This window comes from Candidatus Merdisoma sp. JLR.KK006 (genome assembly GCF_036941035.1).
Taxonomy (GTDB): domain Bacteria; phylum Bacillota; class Clostridia; order Lachnospirales; family Lachnospiraceae; genus Laedolimicola.
In genome coordinates this window covers 1-22639 of record NZ_JAYMNS010000011.1, presented here as the reverse complement: position 1 = coordinate 22639, position 22639 = coordinate 1, and the positions used below count along the sequence as shown (strand labels likewise).

General features: G+C 43.7%; 25 protein-coding genes, 2 tRNA genes, 1 pseudogene and 1 riboswitch. Of the genes and pseudogenes, 26 read left to right on the top strand and 2 right to left on the bottom strand.

Translation table 11 applies throughout. The features are described 5' to 3' along the window. Positions 1-10 precede the first annotated feature (10 nt). The 16 genes from VSQ61_RS10610 (at position 11) to ispD (ending at position 11615) form a co-directional block, all read left to right on the top strand. Positions 11-754 carry a LytR/AlgR family response regulator transcription factor gene (locus VSQ61_RS10610; protein WP_334344402.1) on the top strand — a complete coding sequence of 248 codons (744 nt, stop codon included), beginning with the start codon at positions 11-13 and terminating at the stop codon, positions 752-754. A 166-nt stretch (positions 755-920) separates the two neighbouring features. After that, positions 921-1949: a CPBP family intramembrane glutamic endopeptidase gene (locus VSQ61_RS10605; protein WP_334344401.1), complete on the top strand. Its 1029-nt coding sequence runs from the start codon at positions 921-923 to the stop codon at positions 1947-1949. A gap of 139 nt (positions 1950-2088) precedes the next feature. Further along, a riboswitch (THF riboswitch) is annotated at positions 2089-2197 on the top strand. 162 nt (positions 2198-2359) lie between these two features. Then, positions 2360-2920 (top strand): GTP cyclohydrolase I FolE, encoded by a 561-nt coding sequence (folE, locus tag VSQ61_RS10600; protein WP_334344400.1) that lies wholly within the window; start codon positions 2360-2362, stop codon positions 2918-2920. Next, on the top strand, positions 2917-3393 hold the full coding sequence (locus tag VSQ61_RS10595) for an HD domain-containing protein (protein WP_334344399.1): 477 nt from the start codon (positions 2917-2919) through the stop codon (positions 3391-3393). Before folE ends, VSQ61_RS10595 begins: the two co-directional genes overlap by 4 nt. Before the next feature lie 10 nt (positions 3394-3403). Beyond that, a complete protein-coding gene (locus VSQ61_RS10590) occupies positions 3404-3598 on the top strand; it encodes a DUF4177 domain-containing protein (protein WP_334344398.1) in 195 nt (64 codons plus the stop codon). A 33-nt stretch (positions 3599-3631) separates the two neighbouring features. Further along, positions 3632-4453, top strand: coding sequence for a dihydropteroate synthase (gene folP / locus VSQ61_RS10585; protein ID WP_334344397.1), 822 nt, complete (start codon positions 3632-3634; stop codon positions 4451-4453). Between the two features lie 73 nt (positions 4454-4526). Continuing rightward, a complete protein-coding gene (gene folK, locus VSQ61_RS10580; RefSeq protein ID WP_334344396.1) occupies positions 4527-5345 on the top strand; it encodes a 2-amino-4-hydroxy-6-hydroxymethyldihydropteridine diphosphokinase in 819 nt (272 codons plus the stop codon). 44 nt (positions 5346-5389) lie between these two features. Further along, positions 5390-5932 (top strand): chromate transporter, encoded by a 543-nt coding sequence (locus VSQ61_RS10575; RefSeq protein WP_334344395.1) that lies wholly within the window; start codon positions 5390-5392, stop codon positions 5930-5932. Further along, positions 5929-6495, top strand: coding sequence for a chromate transporter (locus VSQ61_RS10570; protein WP_334344394.1), 567 nt, complete (start codon positions 5929-5931; stop codon positions 6493-6495). Before VSQ61_RS10575 ends, VSQ61_RS10570 begins: the two co-directional genes overlap by 4 nt. Positions 6496-6552: 57 nt before the next feature. Beyond that, positions 6553-6981 carry a tRNA (adenosine(37)-N6)-threonylcarbamoyltransferase complex ATPase subunit type 1 TsaE gene (gene tsaE / locus VSQ61_RS10565; protein ID WP_334344393.1) on the top strand — a complete coding sequence of 143 codons (429 nt, stop codon included), beginning with the start codon at positions 6553-6555 and terminating at the stop codon, positions 6979-6981. Next, entirely contained in the window at positions 6978-7709 is a 732-nt protein-coding gene (gene tsaB / locus VSQ61_RS10560) for a tRNA (adenosine(37)-N6)-threonylcarbamoyltransferase complex dimerization subunit type 1 TsaB (protein WP_334344392.1), read from the top strand. Before tsaE ends, tsaB begins: the two co-directional genes overlap by 4 nt. Next, positions 7702-8151 carry a ribosomal protein S18-alanine N-acetyltransferase gene (rimI, locus tag VSQ61_RS10555; RefSeq protein ID WP_334344391.1) on the top strand — a complete coding sequence of 150 codons (450 nt, stop codon included), beginning with the start codon at positions 7702-7704 and terminating at the stop codon, positions 8149-8151. Before tsaB ends, rimI begins: the two co-directional genes overlap by 8 nt. 182 nt (positions 8152-8333) lie before the next feature. After that, positions 8334-8582 (top strand): hypothetical protein, encoded by a 249-nt coding sequence (locus tag VSQ61_RS10550; RefSeq protein WP_334344390.1) that lies wholly within the window; start codon positions 8334-8336, stop codon positions 8580-8582. 266 nt (positions 8583-8848) lie between these two features. Next, positions 8849-9763: a ribonuclease Z gene (locus VSQ61_RS10545; RefSeq protein WP_334344389.1), complete on the top strand. Its 915-nt coding sequence runs from the start codon at positions 8849-8851 to the stop codon at positions 9761-9763. A gap of 85 nt (positions 9764-9848) precedes the next feature. After that, positions 9849-10877: a tRNA (adenosine(37)-N6)-threonylcarbamoyltransferase complex transferase subunit TsaD gene (tsaD, locus tag VSQ61_RS10540; RefSeq protein ID WP_334344388.1), complete on the top strand. Its 1029-nt coding sequence runs from the start codon at positions 9849-9851 to the stop codon at positions 10875-10877. Then, entirely contained in the window at positions 10878-11615 is a 738-nt protein-coding gene (ispD, locus tag VSQ61_RS10535; RefSeq protein ID WP_334344387.1) for a 2-C-methyl-D-erythritol 4-phosphate cytidylyltransferase, read from the top strand. Between the two features lie 253 nt (positions 11616-11868). On the opposite strand, the gene VSQ61_RS10530 is transcribed toward ispD, so the two are convergent. Both VSQ61_RS10530 and VSQ61_RS10525 read right to left on the bottom strand, forming a co-directional pair. Continuing rightward, positions 11869-13389, bottom strand: coding sequence for an FGGY-family carbohydrate kinase (locus VSQ61_RS10530; protein WP_334344386.1), 1521 nt, complete (start codon positions 13387-13389; stop codon positions 11869-11871). Positions 13390-13411: 22 nt separating this feature from the next. Then, positions 13412-13930 (bottom strand): transketolase C-terminal domain-containing protein, encoded by a 519-nt coding sequence (locus tag VSQ61_RS10525; protein WP_334344385.1) that lies wholly within the window; start codon positions 13928-13930, stop codon positions 13412-13414. Between the two features lie 74 nt (positions 13931-14004). On the opposite strand from VSQ61_RS10525, the pseudogene VSQ61_RS10520 reads away from it, so the two are divergent. From VSQ61_RS10520 to VSQ61_RS10475, 10 genes and pseudogenes are all read left to right on the top strand, one after another. Further along, positions 14005-14499 (top strand): annotated as a pseudogene (locus VSQ61_RS10520) (SDR family NAD(P)-dependent oxidoreductase); the annotation flags it as partial. 52 nt (positions 14500-14551) lie between these two features. Next, complete coding sequence (locus tag VSQ61_RS10515; protein WP_334344384.1) at positions 14552-15709, top strand: Gfo/Idh/MocA family protein; 1158 nt, start codon at positions 14552-14554, stop codon at positions 15707-15709. A gap of 14 nt (positions 15710-15723) precedes the next feature. After that, entirely contained in the window at positions 15724-16770 is a 1047-nt protein-coding gene (locus VSQ61_RS10510; protein ID WP_334344383.1) for a zinc-dependent alcohol dehydrogenase, read from the top strand. 19 nt (positions 16771-16789) lie between these two features. Further along, entirely contained in the window at positions 16790-18292 is a 1503-nt protein-coding gene (locus tag VSQ61_RS10505; RefSeq protein ID WP_334344382.1) for a sugar ABC transporter ATP-binding protein, read from the top strand. After that, positions 18285-19292 carry an ABC transporter permease gene (locus VSQ61_RS10500; protein ID WP_334344381.1) on the top strand — a complete coding sequence of 336 codons (1008 nt, stop codon included), beginning with the start codon at positions 18285-18287 and terminating at the stop codon, positions 19290-19292. The genes VSQ61_RS10505 and VSQ61_RS10500 overlap by 8 nt, the downstream gene beginning before the upstream one ends. 218 nt (positions 19293-19510) lie before the next feature. Then, positions 19511-20473 carry an ArsR/SmtB family transcription factor gene (locus VSQ61_RS10495; RefSeq protein ID WP_334344380.1) on the top strand — a complete coding sequence of 321 codons (963 nt, stop codon included), beginning with the start codon at positions 19511-19513 and terminating at the stop codon, positions 20471-20473. Positions 20474-20867: 394 nt separating this feature from the next. Next, positions 20868-21401, top strand: coding sequence for a DUF6323 family protein (locus tag VSQ61_RS10490; RefSeq protein ID WP_334344379.1), 534 nt, complete (start codon positions 20868-20870; stop codon positions 21399-21401). Positions 21402-21407: 6 nt separating this feature from the next. Continuing rightward, positions 21408-22238 carry a DUF6179 domain-containing protein gene (locus VSQ61_RS10485; RefSeq protein WP_334344378.1) on the top strand — a complete coding sequence of 277 codons (831 nt, stop codon included), beginning with the start codon at positions 21408-21410 and terminating at the stop codon, positions 22236-22238. A gap of 97 nt (positions 22239-22335) precedes the next feature. Beyond that, positions 22336-22421, top strand: a tRNA-Ser gene (locus tag VSQ61_RS10480). A gap of 50 nt (positions 22422-22471) precedes the next feature. Beyond that, positions 22472-22561 (top strand) — tRNA-Ser (locus VSQ61_RS10475). The last annotated feature ends 78 nt before the right edge of the window (positions 22562-22639 follow it).

The following is a 22639-nucleotide window of genomic DNA, read 5'->3' as shown; positions in this document are numbered from 1 at the left end:
GGAGGATTCCATGCTGCCTATTTATATATGCGAGGATGAGGAACCGATTCGAAATGCCGAGCGGATTTGGCTGGAAAAGCAGATTCTTATTGAAAATTGTGATATGGAGATTGCATTGTGCACCGGCAGCCCGGAGGAGCTTTTGGAGCGGCTTGAGGATGAACGGCGTCAGGGAATCTATTTTTTGGATGTGGAATTAAAGGGAGCGTCCATGGATGGCTTTCGTCTGGGGCAGGAGATTCGAAAAATAGATTCCAGAGGTTTTCTGATCTATGTGACGGCCTTTCGGGATCTGGCCTTTGAGACGTTCCGCTATCATCTGGAGGCGTTGGATTACATCTGCAAGCAGGATGGGGAACAGATGCAGGCGGGGCTTTCCCGATGCCTGAAAGTGGTTGCGGAACGTGTGAAACGGGATCGGGGAGAGCAGCAGGAGTATTTTACCGTAAAGACCCTGGATGTGATTCGCCATATTCCATTGGATGAGATTTTATATTTTGCTACCGCCGGGCGGACGCACCGGATCGAGCTTCATGCCATGCAGGAACGCCTTGATTTTATCGGAAGCATGCAGGAGCTGGAGGAACGGCTGGGAGAGCGCTTTATCCGTGTACACAGGGCATATCTTGTCCGAGGGGCTCAGATTGCCCAGGTAAATCTGAAAACCAGGGAGGTCGTACTGAAAAACGGCGAACGATGCCCGTTTTCCAGAAATATGAGACAGAAGCTTGAGACCTTGTTTTCGGATTCCTGAATCCTAAGATAGAGTCGTATGGACATGTCAGCATATCCGCCTGGATGATAAAAACCATTCAGGCAGTAAAACAGACTATTCAGGCATTTTATACCTTTCGAAAGGGAGTAAGTGATAATATTATTTTATAAAAGTGAAATTACTGAACAGAAAGAAGTGGTATGAAATGACTGAAACAACGAAAACCAAGAGACAGCTTCTCATTTTTCTTCTGGTTGCCTATGGAGTAACCTATGTGATGGGGATTCTAACCTGGTATGGAAGCACCATACCGGTGGAGATGAGCATATTTCCAAGTGCCCAGATGTTTTATCCGGCGGCAGGAGTGATACTTGCTTATCTGATAACGGAGTGGAAAGAAGGTCTTTTGCCGAAAGGCTTTTATATAGGCTTTTTACTGGTGACATTGTCAATGGCAGTTTTTTCCCTCTTGTCCGTAGCACTTCCGGGAAAGACGATTTCCCTGAACGGACAGTCAATCTCCATGTGGGCAATCCTTTCTCAGTATGTAATGATAGGGGGCAGCATTCTCTTATGGATTCTGCTGTTAATAGCCGGGAAAAAGAAAAGAGCCGCCTATGGGCTGGGATGGAAGCAATGGAGAGTTTCGGTATTTTGTGTTTTACTATTTCTTGTACTTTATTTTGGCCGTGCAGCCATTGCCTATGCCATGGGAGGGGAGGCAGGGACGATGCTGGAGATCCTGCAAAATCCCTCAGCCTGGGCTTATCTTCTCTTTACGCCGGTGAACTTTTTCCTTGCTTTTGCGGCATTTTTCGGAGAGGAATATGGCTGGCGTTATTATCTGCAGCCCTTGCTTCAGAAGCGGTTCGGTATGCGAAAGGGCGTGCTGATTCTGGGTGCGGCCTGGGGTGTGTGGCATGTGTTCCTAGACTTTTTCTACTACACCACACCGGATAAGGGGCTGATTATGCTGATGACCCAGATTGTTACCTGCGTAACCCTTGGAATCTTTTTTGCCTGGGCTTATCTGAAAACAAACAATATCTGGGTTCCTGTGATTCTGCATTTTCTGAATAACAACCTGTCTCTGGTAATTGCCAACAATTATTCCGTGGAGGTGATGGAGAATCAGCAGGTAACCTGGGAAATGTTGCCTGCGACAATACTGCTTGATGGGATATTATTTGGCCTGTTCTTGTTGTCTAAGGAATTTCGGGAGAAAAATGTGTAGTGTAAGCTCTTTTGGAGCCGGGGGATTTTGCTCATTAAGGTATAGATCTTTTATGTATCCTGTGATATAATACCCTCAGCTGGCAGATACAAAATTTTGCCAGCTGAGGGCTATTTGTTAACAAAAATAAAGAATAATATGCAAAATAGGTTTTCATGCGTCAAGTGTTCAGCGGATGGGGAGTTGCCGTCGAAACGAAAAGTTGGTTCATGTACCAGTCTTACGATATGATTACCGCACCCGTTGCAGCAATATAAGATCGCATCTCATATTGTGAAGGGATATTTCGTCATATGTTCTGCCACATTATGGAGGTGCTTTTTGTATGGAAAAGCAGTCTCCAAAAGTAACATTTTATGGTATACCTTACTGCCCGGAAAGAGGGGGCGGTGAAAGGAGGACTGTTTTTTATGATGGATTACGAGAAGATAAAAGCTGGCGTTAGGCTGATGCTTGAGGGAATCGGCGAGGATGTGAACCGTGAGGGGCTCTTGGAGACTCCCGATCGAATCGCACGGATGTGCGCAGAGATCTACGGAGGCCTGTATGAGGATCCGGCGGTGCATTTGAAAAAGCAGTTTACGGCCGAAGGAAATGATATGGTAGTGGAGAAAGACATTACCTTTTATTCAACCTGTGAACACCATCTGCTGCCCTTTTACGGAAAGGCTCATATCGGTTATCTGCCAAATGGCAAGGTAGTGGGCCTGAGCAAGCTGGCCCGGACCGTGGATGTGTTTGCCAGAAGACCGCAGATACAGGAAAAAATGACGGCTCAGATTGCAAAAGCTCTGGAGGAAAGCCTAAGTCCCAAGGGTGTAATTGTGATGCTGGAGGCAGAGCACACTTGCATGACAATGCGGGGAATCAAAAAGCCGGGAAGCAAGACCGTGACACTGGTAACCACAGGTGTATTTCAGGATAATGCCAAGCTTCAGGAACGTTTTCTGGCACTGGTGCGTCAGTCATGAAGCGGATAGATGCCATCTGGCGCCATGAAACCTATCAAAGCTGTCTGAAGAAGCTGAATGCATGGGAAGAAAAACGGGAATTTTGCCGCCATACGCCGGAACATTTTCTGGATGTGGCCCGTATTACCTGGATTCTGGCGCTGGAAGCCGGCATCCCTGCAAAAAAAGAAATCATCTATGCGGCAGGGCTTCTCCATGATATCGGCCGTTTCCGCCAATATGAGGAGGGAATTCCCCACGAGCAGGCAAGTGTCCGGATTGCGGAGGGAATTTTGAGGGACTGCGGTTTTGAAGAATCAGAGCGGGAGCAGGTATTGGAGCTTATACAAAGCCACCGGACAAAGCAGCAGGAAAAGAGCTTGTCAGGGCTGTTTTATAAAGGAGACAAGCTGTCACGGAACTGTTTTTCCTGCCCGGTAAGGGATAAATGCGACTGGCCGGAGGAAAAGAAAAATCTTTCGATTGGTATTTAAAGGAGACAGGATGAAAAAATATGAGTATGTGAATGTCCATATCGGTAAGTTCTGCGGTGCGAAATCCGAAGAGCATAGAAGTATTATCAATCACTATGCAGCAAAAGGTTATCGCTATGTAGGGTACATACCTACCAATATGACAGATTACGGAAAGATTAAGGATATGGACCTGGTTTTCGAAATGGATTTGGAGCATATATAAGCGCTTGCCAAAAGGACGGAAAGGAACAAATACATGAAAATTGGAAATAGAATATTTGATACGGCAGATCAAACCTATATTATGGGAATCCTGAATGTAACTCCGGATTCCTTTTCAGACGGCGGACAGTGGAATGAGTTTGATAAGGCACTAAGCCATGCGGAGCAGATGGTGAAGGACGGAGCCGATATCATAGATATCGGCGGTGAATCCACCCGTCCCGGACATGAGCAGATTACGGAGGAGGAAGAAATCAGTCGTGTAGTCCCCATTATTGAAGCGGTAAAGACTCGAATTGATGTACCCGTTTCCATAGATACCTACAAATATCGTGTGGCAGAGGCGGCAATCAAGGCAGGGGCCGATCTGGTCAACGACATATGGGGACTGAAATATGATTCCAAGATGGCGGGATTAATCGCCCAATCGGGAGTGGCCTGCTGTCTGATGCACAATAAGGAAAAAGCCGAGTACAATCATTTTTATCGTGAGATGCTGCGGGAGACAAAGGAATGTGTGGCAATTGCCAGAGCAGCAGGCATCCCGGATGATAAGATCATTCTGGATCCGGGAGTAGGTTTTGGCAAAACCTACGAAATGAATCTGGAAACTATTCATTATATGGAGCGTTTTCATTCCCTTGGCTATCCCATGCTTCTGGGAACCTCAAGAAAATCCGTTATCGGTTTAACTCTGGATTTACCGGCAGCTCAGCGGGAGGAAGGAACCCTGGTAACCACAGTTATGGCCGTAATGAAAAAGTATTCCTTTGTACGGGTACACGATGTAAAAGCCAACAAGCGGGCCATTCAAATGACAAAGGTGATTTTGGCGGCAGGATCGGAGGAATTTTAGAATACTGATCTGCGTAAATATTATATTTTATATAACTTTGTACATGAGCAAAGTGAAAGGAATGAATCATAATATGGATCAGATACACATTAAAAATCTGGAGATATTTGCAAAGCACGGTGTATTCCCGGAGGAAAATGTTCTGGGGCAGAAGTTTGTAGTTTCAGCAACTCTTTATACCTCCACCCGGGAAGCGGGACAAAAGGATGATCTGACGAAATCTATTCATTACGGAGAAGTCAGCCACTTTATCTGCAGATTTCTGAAAGAACATACCTATAAGCTTTTGGAGACAGCGGCGGAAAAACTGGCGGAAGAGCTGCTGCTTCAGACAGAGCATCTGGAGCGTATCCGCCTGGAGATAAAAAAGCCCTGGGCGCCCGTAGGATTGCCCTTAGAGACGGTTTCCGTTGAGATTGAACGGAGCTGGCACACGGCTTATATTGCCCTGGGCTCCAATATGGGAGACAAAAAAGCCCATTTGGATATGGGAGTGGCGGGCCTGCAAAAGACAAAGGGCTGTCAGGTTCTGGCGGTATCCGATTATCTGACCACAGAACCCTACGGCGTAGTGGATCAGGATGAATTTCTGAATGGCGCCATGAAGCTGCGTACGCTTCTGACACCTCATGAGCTTTTGGAACGGCTTCACGAGATTGAAAAGGAAGCAAAACGGGAGAGAGTGATTCATTGGGGGCCACGGACCTTAGATCTGGATATTCTGCTCTATGATGATCTGATTCTGGACGAGGAAGAGCTTCATATTCCCCATATTGAGATGTACAAACGTGATTTTGTGCTGGAGCCCCTTTGCCAGATTGCCCCTTATGTACGGCATCCTGTTTATCACAGGACTGCGCAGGAATTGCTGGAGGCTTTGAAAGATAAATAATCTATATAAAACCAATTATAAAATGGAAGAAAGAGGAAAAAGTCATGAAAGTATTGCTGCAGCTTTACACGGCATGGTTTAAAATGGGCCTTTTTACCTTTGGCGGCGGCTATGCCATGCTGCCTATGATACAAAAAGAGGTTATCGAAAAGTATCATTGGGCCACTGAGGATGAAATCATGGACTATTATGCCATTGGGCAATGCACACCGGGAATCATAGCAGTCAATACGGCTACCTTTGTAGGATATTATCAAAAGGGAATCCTTGGAGGAATCGTAGCTACACTTGGTGTAGTGAGCCCGTCCGTAATCATCATAGGCCTCATCGCTTCCCTGATATCCAATTTTGCAGAGCTTGAGGTGGTGCAGCATGCGTTGATGGGTATCAACGTAGCCGTCTGTATGCTGATGATTCAGGCCATCGCCAACCTGTGGAAAAAAAGCATCAAAAATATAGCGGCATTCTGTATATTTGCATTAGCGCTCATCCTGTCCCTTTTGACCGGCATATCGACCGTATGGCTGGTAATTCTGGCAGGAATACTCGGTGTAATCTTAAGCAAAGCGGGGTGGCTTAAAGGATGAATAAAATATGGCTGTTAATCCTGGAATTTATGAAAACAGGCTTATTTGCCGTGGGAGGCGGTCTTGCAACCATTCCTTTTCTTAATGAAATGGGAGTAAAATACGGCTGGTTCACCATGGATACCCTGTCAACCATGATAGCCGTATCCGAATCCACTCCGGGTCCCATTGGAATCAATATGGCAACCTATGTAGGCTATACCGTAGCGGGAGCAGGGGGAGCAGTGTTTGCCACATTGGGTCTGGTAGCTCCCAGTATTGTTGTCATCTGCATCATAGCAAACTACTTCCAGAAATTCAAAAATGCAAAAATTGTACAAATGATTTTTGCGGGCCTTAAACCGGCAGTAGTGGCTTTTATTGCTGCCGCCTGCCTGAACCTGTTCATATCTACATTACTCCGGGCAGAGGCAGGGATAAGTGGAGGAGCTGCGGAATTTTTTAACTGGAAATGCATTTTGCTTCTGGTGGTCTTGCTTGCTTTTAAAAAGAAATTCCCCAGGGTACACCCCATAGCGTTTATCGTTGCGGCGGCAGCAGCAGGAATTGTCTTTTCCTTTTAAATCAAATATGCTATACTAATACCGCATCTTTCATACTAAAAATCACGGAGCACATACATGATCATAGAAACATTTTCAGAACAGGAAACCCGAACATTAGGTGAACGGTTAGCAGCCAAAGCGAAGCCGGGAAGCATCTATACCCTGACCGGTGACCTGGGGGTAGGCAAAACTGCATTTACGCAAGGCTTTGCGAAAGGTCTTGGTATCGATGAGCCGGTAAACAGTCCGACTTTCACTATTATTCAGGAATATGAGGATGGCCGCCTGCCTTTTTACCATTTTGACGTATACCGCATCGGCAATATAGACGAGATGGAAGAGATCGGGTACGAGGATTACTTTTACGGAAAAGGAGTCTGTCTCATCGAGTGGGCCAACCTGATTGAAGAAATCCTGCCGGGGGAACGGTTTGCCATAACCATAGAAAAAGATTTGAATCGGGGCTTTGATTATCGGAAGATTACAGTGGAGGGGACGGAATGAAAGTATTAGCGCTGGACAGCTCGGGCCTTGTGGCGTCCGTGGCTGTGGTGGAGGATGACGGTGTAAACAGCAATCTTCTTGCAGAGTACACAGTCAACTATAAAAAAACACATTCCCAAACGCTTCTCCCTATGCTGGATGAAATTGCTTCTATGACAGAGCTGGATCTGAACACCTTAGATGCCATTGCGGTGGCGGCCGGCCCAGGCTCCTTTACAGGACTTCGAATTGGATCGGCTACAGCCAAAGGGCTGGGACTTGCACTTGATAAGCCCCTGGTACACATTCCAACCGTAGATGCACTGGCTTACAACCTGTATGGAACAGACCGAATCATCTGTCCCTTAATGGATGCCAGAAGAAATCAGGTCTACACAGGGATTTATGAATTCAAAAATAACCGTCTGCATGTTCTGGAGCCTCAGATGGCAGTAAGTATCAAGGAAATAGCGGAAAAGCTCTGTGCCCTGGGACGGGAAGTTGTATTCCTTGGAGACGGGGTACCCGTATACAGGCATTGTCTGACAGAGGTACTGATGGCAGGACAGAGGTTCTCCTTTGCCCCGGCCCATTTAAGCCGTCAGCGGGCAGGGGCCGTAGGAATGCTTGCCATTCAGTATGTCCGGGAAGGACGGACAGAAACGGCGATGGAGCATAGTCCCGATTATCTGCGGCTGCCTCAGGCAGAGCGGGAGAGAGCGGAAAAGGAAGCAAAAAACCATGAGTAAGCTAATCATCCGCCAGATGGAACAAAAGGACATTCCACAGGTATACGCCATAGAAGAAGAGACATTTTCCATGCCATGGTCAAAGAAAGCCTTTGAAGAGAGCATTTCCTATTATCATACCCTGTTTCTGGTGGCGGAACTGGATGGTGAGATAGCAGGTTACTGCGGTTGTTACCAGAGCCTTGAGGAAGCGGAGATAACCAACATAGCAGTAAAAAGGCAGCTTCGGGGCCATGGAATCGGCAGGAGGCTTTTGGAGGAATTGATGCGTATCGGAAAAGAGCAAGGGGCTTTCGCCTACACTCTGGAAGTGCGTGTAAGCAACCAGGCAGCCATACATTTATATGAAAAGATGGGATTCACCTCCTTTGGCATTCGTAAAAATTTTTATGAAAAACCAAAAGAAGATGCCATGATTATGTGGCGGCATTGGGAAATATAAGGTATCCCTTTATGCCTGAAACATGGGCAAATTAAGGAAACTTGTGGCTGTAAGCAATTCCCACTATCTGTACGTAAAAATCTTATGTAAAATAGAGTTGCAGCAGACAAATAAACGCTCTTAAAAGCCTGCAATATCTAAGCTTAAGAGAGCATTCGGGACAGATAGGGAGGACAAGTAATATGCGTGAATATAAAAAACAAGAAACAAAAACTTTGGAGAGGATCATCTGCAACGGATGCGGCAAGATCATTGCCGTCAAACATGGAATGCCTATGGAGGGGGTACTCCAGGTGCAGCAGGTATGGGAATACATGTCCGGCAAGGACGGCGAAGTAGACAGCTTTGATTTGTGCGAAGAATGCTACGACCGCATGACGGAACAATTCCGCATTCCGCCTACAAAAGCAGAAGTAATAGAGTTAGTATAAATTAAAATATGCCAAATCCAGGGGCTGTTGCAAAATAAGGCAGCAGGCTTTTCCAATATCCAGTGTCCGGCTTTTCGTGTACAGCGGTCTGAATCTGGCGAACATTGCTCGAATTCCATATCAGGCAACGCCTGACTAGGCATTTAAAGCAATGTTCGACAGAGGCAGACTGATGTACATGAAACGTCCGAACATAGGATATTGGAAATGACGGATGTCTTATTTTGCAACAGCCCCGTACGTTATCGAAAAAATGGAGAAAAGAAATGTTAGATGTATGTTTGCTGGGAAGCGGCGGAATGATGCCGCTCCCATACCGCTGGCTTACAGCATTAATGACCAGATACAACGGAAGCAGCCTTTTAATTGATTGCGGAGAGGGCACCCAGATAGCCATAAAAGAAAAGGGATGGAGCTTTAAACCCATTGATATTATCTGCTTCACCCATTTTCATGGGGATCACATCAGCGGCCTGCCGGGGCTCCTATTAACCATGGGAAATGCGGAACGCACGGAGCCCCTGACGCTGATTGGACCAAAGGGTCTGGAGAGAGTGGTAAATGCCCTGCGGGTCATTGCTCCGGAGCTGCCATTTCCTATTCAATTTATTGAGCTTACTCAGGCGGAAGAAGAGCTGTGCTTAGGCGGATACCGCATAAAGGCATTTCGGGTAAATCACAACATTACCTGCTATGGCTATTCCCTGGAGATCGACCGTGCCGGAAAGTTTCAGTTGGAACAGGCCATAGAGCGTCAGATTCCCAAGCATTTCTGGAATAAGCTGCAAAAGGGTGAGAATGTTACCGGAGAGGATGGGACGGTCTACACACCGGACATGGTAATGGGCGCCCCCAGAAAGGGAATCAAGCTGGTGTATTGTACCGACACCCGCCCCACTCCATCCATTGCGGCCAATGCAAAGCATGCGGATCTCTTTATCTGCGAGGGCATGTACGGGGAAAAGGGAAAGGAAGCCAAGGCAGCGGCGTATAAGCATATGACCTTTTACGAGGCGGCAAAATTGGCAAGAGAAGCAGAAGTAAAGGCTCTCTGGCTGACCCATTACAGCCCGTCCCTTAACCGGCCGGAGGAATATATGGATGAGGTGCGCCGGATTTTTCCAAAGGCGGAAGCGGGAAAGGATCGGAAATCCATAGAGCTGGATTTTGAGGAAGAGTAAAGAAAACGGCGATAATTTATATCCCCCTGCATAAGCAGAGCGGAGTTGTAAGAAAGAGTTTACGCAGGGTGGAATGGAGATTGATATGAGCGAACAAAAAGATATTTATATTCTGGCAATTGAGAGCTCCTGTGATGAAACGGCCGCTTCGGTAGTGAAGAATGGCCGCTGTGTGCTGTCCAATGTGATTTCCTCACAGATTGAGCTTCATAAGCTTTACGGCGGCGTGGTGCCGGAGATTGCATCCAGGAAGCATATTGAGAAAATCAATCAGGTGATTCAGGAAGCCTTGGATCAGGCACAGGTCACCCTGGATGATCTGGATGCCATCGGCGTAACTTATGGACCGGGATTGGTGGGAGCTCTTCTGGTGGGGGTGGCTGAGGCCAAGGCCATCAGCTATGCCAGGAAGCTGCCCCTGGTGGGAGTTCATCATATTGAGGGCCATATTTCTGCTAATTATATTGAAAATCCTGACCTGGAGCCGCCTTTTATCTGTCTGGTGGTATCCGGAGGGCATACCCATCTGGTTCGGGTAAAGGACTATGGAGTATATGAAATTTTGGGACGAACCCGAGATGATGCGGCGGGGGAAGCCTTTGACAAGGTGGCGAGAGCGATCGGCCTGGGATATCCGGGCGGGCCGAAGATTGATAAGCTTTCTAAGGAGGGGAATCCGGAAGCCATATCATTTCCAAGGGCAAAAATTGCGGATTCGCCTTATGACTTTAGCTTCAGCGGTGTAAAGTCAGCGGTGCTCAATTATCTGAATAGCTGTCAGATGAAAGGGGAATCAGTAAATCGGGCAGATGTAGCGGCATCCTTTCAGAAAGCGGTTTGCGATGTGCTGGTAGAACATGCAATGATGGCTATGAAAGATATTGGCGGAGATAAGCTCGCAATTGCCGGCGGAGTGGCATCGAATTCCACTCTGCGTGCAGCCTTTGCCGAAGCCTGTGAAAAGCAGGGGATTCGCTTTTATCATCCCTCACCAATTCTGTGTACGGATAATGCCGCTATGATTGGGGCGGCTGCTTACTATGAATATCAAAAAGGGGTACGGCATGGCCTGGATCTGAATGCGGTTCCCAATTTGAAGCTGGGAGAACGGTAGATGGAAAAAGCGGACAAATTAAAAAAACGCTGTACAGCAATTGTGTTAGCGGCTGGTCAGGGAAAACGTATGGGCGGCAATGTGCAAAAGCAATATCTGGAACTTATGGGAAAACCCATTATCTATCATACCCTGGCTGCTTTTCAAAATTCCCCCCTGATTGACAGCATCATTTTGGTTACCGGATCGGAACAGATGGCATGGTGCAGAAATGAGCTTGTACATAAATACAATTTATCCAAGGTAGATACCATTGCCGCAGGCGGAGCGGAGCGCTATACTTCCGTGTGGAATGGGCTGCAGGTGATTGAGGAGGATATGACAAAAGCAGATCGGGAGGGAATTGTGTTCATTCATGACGGAGTACGCCCTTTTGTGGATGATGAAATGATTGCCCGAACCTTGGAGGCCACAGAGATTTATGGCGCCTGTGTAGCGGCTATGCCTGTGAAAGAGACCATTAAGCTAGCGGATGAAGATGATTTTGTGAACAGCACTCCGCCACGAAACAGAGTTTGGGGGATTCAGACGCCGCAGGTCTTTGATTTTCATCTGATTTACAGAGCTTATCAGGCAGCAATGGAGAGCGGCCGTACGGATATGACGGATGATGCGATGATTGTGGAGAGCTTTACGGATGTGAAAGTAAAATTAGTAGAGGGATCCTACGAAAATATCAAGATTACGACGCCGGAGGATCTGGAGATTGCGGAGACGTTTTTACGGAGGCGGAGATAATTTTTGCAAATAGTGAGCCGGATATAAGTGTTGACGTATTTATTCGAATTTTACAGACGATGGGGCAGGATTAACGTTGCTTAATCTTGCCCCATTGTAGTTTTTGAAATCTATCCTTATAGACAATAAGCTAAGCTTGAGTGCTTGTTCGTTTTACAAATGCTGTAAGATGTTTGGCTGTGTATTTTTGGCTTCTATATGCTTTTTGGCTGGTTTGATAACATTTGAATGATAAAGAGATCCGAATATTACTTTAAATAGTTGACCTTAACTCACGTATTTTTTCAAGAGACGGATAAATATTTTGATACAGGTTATAGCTGGCTGCATATTTTTTGGCAAGAAGCGGATTGGGCTCAACCTTATCAATAACATGGACTGCCTGTTTGACTGCATCCTCGGCATTCTTGTAAACGCCTGTTGCCATGCCGGCGAGCATGGCAGCTCCAAGACATCCGGCTTCATCACATTGCATCCGGTGCATTATTTTTCCGGACAGAGCAGCTCTGAGTGCTAAAGAAAAATTATGTTTGCTGCCGCCCCCGTTTATATAAACATCTTCAAAATTACCAACATATTCATTAAGGAGTGCGGTTACGGCCTTGAATTCATAAGCGATTCCCTCATATATAGATTTGTAGATTTTGTGGCGGGAGGCATAAGAGGTGAGGCCAATGATGGTGCCTGTTGACCGCACATCATTATAAGGATTACATGCACCGACAAAGTGTGGCATAAAAAAGATACCAGTTGGCGCTGTCCCCAACTCCTGAACTTTTTGTTCCAGATATTTATAAACGGATATCCTTTCTTTTTCTGCTTCTATGTAATCCGCTGCGGCAAATTCGGATAAGTACCATGCAGTTGAAAATCCCGCCGGAAAGAGAACGAGGGATATATATTTGTCCTTAAGGACATGGCAATAAGTGTTAATATTTACAGCCAGTGCCTCTTTGCTTGTGTTAGGAGTGGAAGCGGCCATAGTCACACCTTCATAAGTGCCTGCCTGGTCGGCGGCAACATTTGAACTGATAGCTCCCGAACCAAAGGCTGCAAGAGGGCAGTCGTGCCCACCGGAGACAACTGCGACATTCTGATTAAGTCCAAGTAATTCGGCAGAGGATTTGCTAAGATATCCAATAAATTGTCCGGATGAAATGGGGGTTCCCAGTTTTTCCCTGCATATCCCTGCTACACTTAGAATTTCGTCTGACCAGTCGTGCTTTCTGATATCAAGCATGAAGGTTCGGCAGCAATTTGAGTAATTGCAGAGGGGATCAAAGCCAAGCTTCATCATCATAAAATCTTCACAGCTTACTATCTTGTAGGTTTGAGCATACAGATCCGGTTCATTCTTTTTAAACCACATGATTTCGGATATACCAAACATGGTATGAACAGGCTCGCCTGTTATCTGGTATAAATCTTCCCGGCTGATTTGTGATACCAATTCTTTTATTTCCTTTACCCCCCGGTTATCTGCGTTCATGAAAGCGGGGCGGATTGGATTGGCATATTTGTCAACTGCAATCATCGTTTCTCCCTGAGAACAAAATGCTAATGCCGAAACTGGATCTGCAGTTACTTTACTGGCGACCTCCCGAACAGATTTAATAACAGCATCCCAAAAAAGATTTGCATCAATTTCTACATAGTCTGGCTTGGGACTGTATGTTTTGTAAGAGTGTGATGCGCTGGCAAGGGGCTTTCCTTCAACTGAAAAAACGACAGCTTTACAACTATTAGTTCCAATATCAATTCCCATTAAACTCATAAAAGTTTCTCCATTCTTTGAATTATAGAATCTCTTTGATCTTAGATGTCAGAGCATTGGCATCTAAATGATACAAATGGTACAAGTCGGAAGCGCTTGCTGAACCTCCGTATTCGTGCAGGCCCATTTCAATCATCGATGTATGAATATTGTTCTTGCTCATAAATAGGGCAATTAGAGAGCCAAGACCTGTTCTGGCATTATGATCCTCAAAAATAATAACAGGACCAAATGAAGCAGCATTTTTGATAGCGTTTTCGTCAAGCTTTAAAGGACAGCATATATTTAATACATTGCAGTTGATTCCTTCCGTGCGGAGCTTGTCGGACACTTCGACGGCTGTATGAAGTAATGTTCCATAGGTAATAATAGTTATATTTCCGCCCTGACGAATCCAATCGGCTTTGCCATACTCAAAGACAAAGTTTTCGTCATAAAAAATACTTCCATCTTCTTTTTTTATAACAGGAAGAGTGGATCTTCCGACGGCGATACCTCCGGCCTCGTCTATGGAGGCTAGGTATCGAATGGCCAGACTCATCTGATTACTGTCTCCGGGTACCATAATGGAAAAATGATACATATTAGCTGTGAGACCTATGTAGTCAATATGCAGGGATTGGACGTCCCAGGTCATCTGCGGAGATGAGTGTAAAGGACTGGCAGGATGTTATTGATATCAATCTTTCTGGGGTGTTCTTTATGTCACAGGCAGCGGGCAAGGTAATGATAAAGCAGGGGTTTGGAAATATCATTAATACCGTTTCGATGTCTGCCTACATATGCAATTGGCATTCGGCACAAACAAATTATTATGCTGCGAAAGCAGGCGTTGCGGCCGTTACAAAAGCATTGGCTGCAGAGTGGGCGCCTCATGGCATTCGGGTAAACGGCATAGCGCCTGGAGTAACGGTGACAGATCAGACCGATTGGATGTTTAAAGATCCGAGTATGGCAGATTATGTTAAAGAGATTTTTGACTGGACACCCCTTGGCCGGCCGGCTCAGCCGGAAGAACTTGCAGGAGCCTGTATTTATCTTGCGTCTGATGCGTCTTCCTATACGACGGGGCATGTGATCGTTATTGATGGCGGACATACAATTTATTAATTTGGTTTTGCTTAACTGATACTGTTTAATGAAATATATTTGGAGGAAATACATGAAAAAAGAATTTTACAATGTAGGAATAATTGGCGGCGGTCTGATGGGGAAAGAATTTGCAAGTGCTGTTGCCAGATGGTGCCATGTGACGGCAGAAACACCAACTCCCAGAGTTGTGGGGATCGGTGATCCGAATCCGGAGGCAAGGAAATGGTTTGAAAAACTTCCGGAATTAAAATATTCGGTAACTGATTACAAAGAATTGCTTGAAAAAGATGATGTGGATGTTATTTATGTAGCAATTCCCCATAATTTGCATGCTCAGGTTTACTGCGACATTATAAATGCAAAGAAACATATGATGGGTGAAAAACCATTCGGTATGGATTACCAGGCAAATGCAAAGATTATGAAGGCGATTAAAAATAATCCGGATGTATTTGTCAGGTGTTGCAGCCAGCATCCATATTATCCGGCGTGCCAGGAATTGATTCGGTGGGTGAAATCCGGAAAGGTTGGGAAGATAATTGAAGTACATTCAGGATTCCGGCATAGTTCGGATTTGGATTTATCAAAACCAATTAACTGGAAGCGGACGATTTCTATAAATGGAGAATATGGCTGCATGGGAGATCTTGGCATACATACGATGCATGTGCCCTTTAACCTTGGTTTTATTCCCAAAACGTTATATGCACAGCTTTCCAATATTATTAAGGAAAGACCGGACGGAAAGGGTGGGATGGCGCCTTGCCTGACGTGGGATAATGCAACCTTAATCTGTGATTCAGTAAATGAAAAAGGCGAGGAATTCCCGGTGTTTTATGAAACCAAGCGAATGGCGCCCGGATGTACAAATAGCTGGTATATAGAAGTGTATGGAGTTGGCTGCAGTGTCAAATTCAGCACAGATGATGCAAATGGCTTCTGGTATACGGAGAATTTTGGAAAGGAACAGGCTTGGTGCCGTGTGAATATAGGGTATAAGCCTGCGTACTCTACAATTACCGGTTCTATATTTGAGTTTTGTTTCCCGGATACTGTTCAACAGATGTGGGTGGCATTCTTTAGGGAGCTGGATGGGGAAACAGTTGATTTTAAGTGTTTTCTTCCGGAACAGACGCAATTGGCACATAAATTACAGACAGCTGCTCTTGCCTCGAATCTCCATAAGGTGGTTGTTGATTTGGATACTTTCGATGCAAACAGTATTTGAAAGAAGGGATAAAAATGGAAAAGAATCAGATGAGGATGGCCAGATTTACAGAGCCCTATGTTATTCGTTTTGAAACCAGTGAAATTCCTGTTCCGAAAAAGGGACAGGTATTATTAAAGGTATTGAGATGTGGTATCTGCGGTTCGGATCCTACTACGTTTAAGGGAATGCATCCTTTCTGCCCACCGCCGGTGGTTATGGGGCATGAGTTTTCGGGGATAATTGCAGAATTGGGAGAGGGAATCACTGACCTGTCGGTGGGAGACAGGGTTACAGTGCTTCCCCATCTTACCTGTGGTGAGTGTGACCGGTGTAGAGAAAACAGAAGTAATCTTTGCGAAACTGTAAAATGCATAGGAGGACAGGCTGACGGGGCGCATTGTGAATATATTGCCCTGGATCGTCACATGATTTTTCCTATAGCGGATACAATGAGCTTTGAGAGTGCGGCAATGGTGGAACCGGCAGCAGTTGGCTATCATGGCGCTGTGAGAGCGAATATTACCCGGGATGATTATGCGCTTGTTTTCGGTGCGGGGACCATAGGGATTTTTGCAATGCAGGCATGCAAAGCCAGAGGAGCAAAAAGAGTGTTTATTACGGATGTGGATGCTGAACGGTTAGAACTGGCATTGTCGTTGGGGGCTGATGGAATCATTAATCAAAGTAAAGAGTCTCTGGAAGAAGGGCTTACACGGCTTTGCGGTGATACTCATAGGATTGATAAGTTTTTTGAATGTGTCGGTGGAAAAGGAGCTGTGCTGGATCAAATTATTTCTATCGCCAGGAGAGGAACAACGATTGTTATGATTGGTATCCAAAATGAAGGATGCCATGTAGAGAAGCTTCCGTATTTGGGGGAACATGAGCTTTCCCTGCTTGGTTCCAATATGTATGATGCGCAGGATTATAAGGAAGTTATTGATTTTATGGGCAGGAATGAAATTCGAACAGAGGGGATGATAACGCATACATTTAAGTTCGATGATCTGATGGAGGCGTTTGATCTTGCAGTGAATAAGAAAGAAAAATTCATGAAGATTATGCTGGAAATGGATTAATTGCACGGAGGAGACAGACGTGGCAGAAAAATTATTGTTTAGTGCAAAGAATATTTCGAAAAGCTTCCCGGGAGTTAAAGCGCTGCAAAATGTCAGCTTTGACTTGCGGGAGGGAGAGGTACATGCGCTTCTTGGGGAAAATGGAGCTGGGAAATCAACCTTAATAAAGATTTTGGGCGGAAATTACCAACCGGATTCCGGAGTGATTGAAATAGAAGGCCAGACGATAAAAGGGATGACAATTCAGGAATCTAAAAGCTATGGCATTAGTGTCGTACATCAGGAATTGTGTCTTGCTCAAAACATGAAAGTTTATGAGAATATACTTCTGGGGCGTGAAATTGTAAAATTTGGTGTTTGTAATGAAAAAGCAATGATGCGATATGCCGAAGATGTACTTAAGAGTCTCAATCTTGATATTGATCCTTTGGACATGACAGTCTCGCTGTCAACAGGAAAGAGACAAATGATAGAAATTGCTAAAGCGGTGTCATATGGAGCGAAGATCATTGTTATGGATGAACCTACATCATCCCTTTCTGATAATGAAGTAAATGCGCTGTTTAATACTATCTACACCTTGAAAGAGCGGGGTGTAGGCATTATTTATATTTCACATCGGCTTGAGGAACTGGAAACTATTGCAGATAGAGTGACGGTTCTCAGAGATGGACAATGGATTGCGACAATGGATTACAAGGATGTCAGCCGAACACGTATTATTAATATGATGGTAGGACGTGAAATTGCGGATATGTACCCCAAAAAACGGCCTTGCGGAACGGAAGTTGTGTTTCGGGTAGATGGGTTGAATACCGGTAAAGTAAAGAATGTTTCATTTGACGTAAAAAAGGGGGAGATTCTTGGATTCTTTGGACTTGTAGGGGCAGGGCGCACGGAATTGATGGATGGTATTTTTGGAGTGGATACTGTTTTTAAAGGTACGATCGAGATGAATGGAGAACGATTGGCTATTCGTTCACCAAAAGATGCTCTTTCCAATAATATTTCTCTTGTTCCAGAAGAACGCAAGAGAAACGGCTTGATATTGATTCAGGATATAACCTTTAATGTATCAGTATGCATCTTTGATAAGCTTATTAAATTAGGGCGTCTGGATAGTAATAAGCAGATGGAAATACTTAGATACTATAAAGAAAAATTTTCCATTAAAACACCGTCATTTAGCCAGTTTGCAGGGAACCTGTCAGGAGGGAACCAGCAGAAAGTAGTTTTGTCAAAAGCCCTCTCCGTGAATCCTCAGATCCTTATTCTTGATGAACCTACACGAGGCATTGATGTTGGCGCAAAGGCGGAAATATATAAAATCATATCAAACCTGGCGGCTGAAGGGATGAGTATTATCTGCGTTTCATCGGAATTGCCGGAAATCATTAATCTCTGTCATAGGGTATGCATTATGAATGATGGCGAGATTGTTAAAATAATTGATAGGCAAGAGGATATGACACAAGACAGAATCATGGAATTTGCGCTGGGAGGAAAGGATAGCAATGAGTAGTAAGATAAAATTTAAAGAAAATCCTGTGGTTAAATACTTTTCTAAATATCTTGGGGTGTATGCATTTCTTGTTGTTATTATTGTATTTATGACTGTTGTTAGTGACAAATTTTTGACGACAAGTAATATTATTAATGTCTTAAGACAGATTTCCGTAAATGCAATCATTGCTTTTGGAATGACATATTGCATACTTTTAGGAGGAATCGATCTTTCTGTTGGCGCTGTTATATGTCTTTCCGGAGTGCTGACGGCTAAGATTATAAGCGGCGGAGGTGATATTTACATTGCGATGCTTGCAGGCGTGGCGGTTGGTGTGATTTCGGGGGCATTTAATGGCATTCTGATATCAAATACGGGAATTGCAGCATTTGTAATTACGTTTTGCTCGCAGAGTATTTGTAATGGTTTAGCCTATGTTCTGACAAAGGGCAGTCCTATTACATGTAATGAGGATTCGTTTACGTTTTTTGGAAATGGATATATTTCCTTTATTCCTGTTCCGGTTGTAATTATGCTGATAGTTTTTCTGTTGGTACTATTTCTCCTGACAAAAACCGTATTTGGAAAATATGTATATGCTATTGGAGGTAATCAGGACTGTGCTGTTTATGCAGGCATCAATACAAAGAAAGTTGAAACTTTAGCCTATGTGCTTTCGGGCACTTTGGCGGGCCTTGCAGGAGTGATCCTTGCAGCGAGAATGTATTCTGGTCAGCCGAATGCCGGTGATGGCTACGAATTGAATGCGATTGCCGCTACGGTTATAGGAGGAACTTCTATGACTGGTGGAATTGGTTCGGTGGCGGGAACAATTCTTGGCGCTCTTATAATAGGTATTATGAATAATGGTCTGAATCTTATGAAAGCGCAATATTATTATCAAACAATTGCAAAAGGTGTAGTTATTTTGGTTGCGGTTCTTTTTGATACTTATAAAAGAAAGCTGGAGGCGAAGAGACAGCTTGAGGCGGCAGCCAATGCAGGAAAGGAAAGCTAAAAAACATAGCGTTTGGGCTTCAGTTGTTTTGGGAATGACTTGGAGTGAATAAACCGGTGGTCTAAGAGGAGAAAAGTTAGACCATCGGTTCCTCTTGTTTTTTGATTCAAAATATATGATAAGAATCGTAATTTGCATTATTTACACATTTGTGATATCATTTTGATGAAAAAATTATACATTTAGGATTGATGGATGAATAAATGGATACGAATGACATGATTATAAGCAAGGGAAATATCAAGGCTGTAGCGAGCGCTCTGGCATCGCAAACAAGACTTGATATTATCAATATGCTATCAAAAAAGAATATGAATGTGACAGAAATTTCCAGTGCCATGAATATCCCGGTTTCTTCCGCAATATCTGCCGTGCGAAAGCTAGAAGAGGCGGGCCTTGTAAGAACAGATATAGATGGGAGAAAAAAGGTATGTTCTATACCCTATAAAACCCTTGTGTTAGAGTTGAATGGAAAGAAAACCTTCCAAAAGGAACGGGAAAACGCAATTACGTACAACATTCCGATTGGCGGTTATTGTGAATACCATGCAGTGCCATCCTGCGGCTTGGTTGGAAACAGGAATTTTATAGGCGAGTTGGATAATGAAGAGTGCTTTGCTTCGCCGGATAGAATTAATGCCTGTTTAATATGGCTCAGAAAAGGATTTTTGAAATACAGGGTGGTAAAACTGATGAATCAGAGACGCAATATTCAATCGGTTTCCATAAGTCTTGAGATATGCTCTGAATTCCCCGGATATAATAATAATTTTGTGTCTAATATTGATTATTATGTAAATGGAAAATTCGTTGGAACCTGGGTGGCCCAAGGGGATTATGGCGGACGTTATGGAATATTTACACCTCGTTGGTGGAGCCTGAGTAACACCCAATTTGGAAATCTTGTTACTTGCTGTATTACTAAGGAGGGAACATTTCTCAATGCAGAGAAAGTGTCAGATGTCAATATAGAGTCCATAGAAGTAAACGAGAAAGATGACTTCGATGTGAAGATTGAAACACAGGGAACTGGTGGGTTTAATATCTTTGGAAGAAATTTTGGGGATTATGATCAGGATATAATTATTAGATTTAATTTGTCAACTGACCTGGATGATATGGAAACTTCATTAGAAGAAAACGACAATGATAAAGATGTTAGAAAGCATTTTAGCTCCTGACTTTATCTGTGATTAAAAAGGTAACATCTATGTGTGAAATTAAATTCTACCAAATAAATTGTCTCTGGTGTTTTTGCGTTACAAAAGAGTGGGAAGAAAATGCAGTAGCATAAAGGGCATACTGAGCGATACCAACTCTCTTTCAATATAAAAATTAATTATATAAATAAAAAAGGAGGCAGATACAAGAATATGCTTCCTTTCTTGCCCTTATAATACCACAAAAATGGGAAAAATTCAAGACTGGTATCCATATCGGCACTATGTTATAGTAACAGTTCACACAATATCTTCTTGTACTCCCTATTGCCGTACAAGAAGCGTCGGATGTCCACCCGATAGGGAAATAGACATATTATATTCATAATCCAACATAAACATGGAGGAATACTTTATGGATGATAATTGGCTCGCTTTATTGCAGCAACAAAATCAGATCAAAGAAATAATGGAAACAAATCAGACAACAGCAAAATATGGGATAGCTTTAAGTGAGCAGGATGCAAAGCTAATCGTGGCAGAACGAAACAACACTCTTCGAGAACAAAGACGAGTGGAATTTGGCCCTGGAATAGCAGGGAAGATTGTCTATGAATTTTGCGACTCCGCTTATATAGATCAGAACAATTATACGGACACGATTATACAGCTCCAGGAAATATTCTATCTATATAAAAACGAAATGCTTGATGAGATTACCGATGATGAACTTCTGCATTTTATGAAAGAGCAATTTGAGACGGTTTGTTTTGGCGATTTGGAATACCTGGCAGGGACTTGCCTTAATAACTTTGCACGGGCTATTCGGGCGGGATATAGTGGGTTTAGGAGAACGGATGGATATGGAGAATATTCAAAATTTGATGAGGTAAACAGATGGGATTATGAATTGTATCTTGAGACATTAAAAGAACTTTGCTGGAGGTAACTGCCGATGACTTATGAAATGGAAGAATTACTGCCCATAATTGCAAAGCTTGTTGAAAAATATACCGGGCATGAAAGTACATCAATTACTTATGAAAAAGCGGAACAGTTCATGGAAGCCGTTTTATATTGCATCGGAGAGATGAGTGTGTCTGAGGGCAACTCTATGATTCAGATAGAAAAAATGTCAGCACAGCAGGCATATGAAATCGGATATAAGAGTGTGGTAAGAAAAGTTAAATCGGCATTGGATATATATAATGATGTTTTGAAAGGATTTACAGGCTACGGAAATCATTGTCTATATGATACGGTTGTAAAAGGCATACCGGAATTTTTTAAATGGTATAATGTTGAATTTGAACCTCAGAATACAATTCTGACACTGGATTATCCGGTATTAAAAGATTTGTCCCCATACAGCGGTATTGATAAAGTATATGAATTTATAACATGCATTCGTACAGAGAAGATATTTTTGAGCCGATTTTCGGAAGATTATGTGATAGACATACTCCGCAGCTATCATTGTCAATATCAGGATATGGTAGAAAATATCTGCGAAATTGTATACATGGATATTATCTATCATGTTTTGGCCGGGAAATCATTAGCAGAACAAAGCTTTAGCGAAAGTAATTATAAGCAGATACAAAAGGTACTTTTCCAATTTGACAGAGAGCATATAAAAAATCGGTTGATTGAGATTACGAAAGCCCTTGTGGAGAAATATTATGAAGATAACAATGACTTATTGAAATATTTGACTGCTTCTGTTGACGATATTGTCGTCCGCCTGAAAATGGCAGTTAATAGCGGCAGAATGAAAGATGTTTAAAAATTCAAAAATCCTAAAAAAAGCTGTTGACACAGGAAAATAAAGGTGTTAAAATACGAATTGTCGCCACGCAAAGGCGGTATGTAAGTCAGAGTGTGGAGAGGTATCGAAGTGGTCATAACGAGGCGGTCTTGAAAACCGTTTGTCCGAAAGGGCGCATGGGTTCGAATCCCATCCTCTCCGTTTATTGCCACTATAGAATATAGAATTCGATTTTGGAAATCGAGCATCTTGGAGAAGTACCCAAGCTGGCCGAAGGGGCTCCCCTGGAAAGGGAGTAGGTCGTTAATAGCGGCGCGAGGGTTCAAATCCCTCCTTCTCCGTTAAGCTTAAAAATTGTTATTGACAAGCTTTGGAAATTGTGGTAATATATTTAAGCTGAATTGTTGAGATAACACGAG

Excerpts from the sequence above, each read along its gene's own strand:
- VSQ61_RS10610 (WP_334344402.1), top strand. The coding sequence starts at position 11 with ATGCTGCCTATTTATATATGCGAGGATGAGGAACCGATTCGAAATGCC.
- VSQ61_RS10605 (WP_334344401.1), top strand. The coding sequence starts at position 921 with ATGACTGAAACAACGAAAACCAAGAGACAGCTTCTCATTTTTCTTCTG.
- folE (WP_334344400.1), top strand. The coding sequence starts at position 2,360 with ATGATGGATTACGAGAAGATAAAAGCTGGCGTTAGGCTGATGCTTGAG.
- VSQ61_RS10595 (WP_334344399.1), top strand. The coding sequence starts at position 2,917 with ATGAAGCGGATAGATGCCATCTGGCGCCATGAAACCTATCAAAGCTGT.
- VSQ61_RS10590 (WP_334344398.1), top strand. The coding sequence starts at position 3,404 with ATGAAAAAATATGAGTATGTGAATGTCCATATCGGTAAGTTCTGCGGT.
- folP (WP_334344397.1), top strand. The coding sequence starts at position 3,632 with ATGAAAATTGGAAATAGAATATTTGATACGGCAGATCAAACCTATATT.
- folK (WP_334344396.1), top strand. The coding sequence starts at position 4,527 with ATGGATCAGATACACATTAAAAATCTGGAGATATTTGCAAAGCACGGT.
- VSQ61_RS10575 (WP_334344395.1), top strand. The coding sequence starts at position 5,390 with ATGAAAGTATTGCTGCAGCTTTACACGGCATGGTTTAAAATGGGCCTT.
- VSQ61_RS10570 (WP_334344394.1), top strand. The coding sequence starts at position 5,929 with ATGAATAAAATATGGCTGTTAATCCTGGAATTTATGAAAACAGGCTTA.
- tsaE (WP_334344393.1), top strand. The coding sequence starts at position 6,553 with ATGATCATAGAAACATTTTCAGAACAGGAAACCCGAACATTAGGTGAA.
- tsaB (WP_334344392.1), top strand. The coding sequence starts at position 6,978 with ATGAAAGTATTAGCGCTGGACAGCTCGGGCCTTGTGGCGTCCGTGGCT.
- rimI (WP_334344391.1), top strand. The coding sequence starts at position 7,702 with ATGAGTAAGCTAATCATCCGCCAGATGGAACAAAAGGACATTCCACAG.
- VSQ61_RS10550 (WP_334344390.1), top strand. The coding sequence starts at position 8,334 with ATGCGTGAATATAAAAAACAAGAAACAAAAACTTTGGAGAGGATCATC.
- VSQ61_RS10545 (WP_334344389.1), top strand. The coding sequence starts at position 8,849 with ATGTTAGATGTATGTTTGCTGGGAAGCGGCGGAATGATGCCGCTCCCA.
- tsaD (WP_334344388.1), top strand. The coding sequence starts at position 9,849 with ATGAGCGAACAAAAAGATATTTATATTCTGGCAATTGAGAGCTCCTGT.
- ispD (WP_334344387.1), top strand. The coding sequence starts at position 10,878 with ATGGAAAAAGCGGACAAATTAAAAAAACGCTGTACAGCAATTGTGTTA.
- VSQ61_RS10530 (WP_334344386.1), bottom strand. The coding sequence starts at position 13,389 with ATGAGTTTAATGGGAATTGATATTGGAACTAATAGTTGTAAAGCTGTC.
- VSQ61_RS10525 (WP_334344385.1), bottom strand. The coding sequence starts at position 13,930 with ATGAGTCTGGCCATTCGATACCTAGCCTCCATAGACGAGGCCGGAGGT.
- VSQ61_RS10515 (WP_334344384.1), top strand. The coding sequence starts at position 14,552 with ATGAAAAAAGAATTTTACAATGTAGGAATAATTGGCGGCGGTCTGATG.
- VSQ61_RS10510 (WP_334344383.1), top strand. The coding sequence starts at position 15,724 with ATGGAAAAGAATCAGATGAGGATGGCCAGATTTACAGAGCCCTATGTT.
- VSQ61_RS10500 (WP_334344381.1), top strand. The coding sequence starts at position 18,285 with ATGAGTAGTAAGATAAAATTTAAAGAAAATCCTGTGGTTAAATACTTT.
- VSQ61_RS10495 (WP_334344380.1), top strand. The coding sequence starts at position 19,511 with ATGATTATAAGCAAGGGAAATATCAAGGCTGTAGCGAGCGCTCTGGCA.
- VSQ61_RS10490 (WP_334344379.1), top strand. The coding sequence starts at position 20,868 with ATGGATGATAATTGGCTCGCTTTATTGCAGCAACAAAATCAGATCAAA.
- VSQ61_RS10485 (WP_334344378.1), top strand. The coding sequence starts at position 21,408 with ATGACTTATGAAATGGAAGAATTACTGCCCATAATTGCAAAGCTTGTT.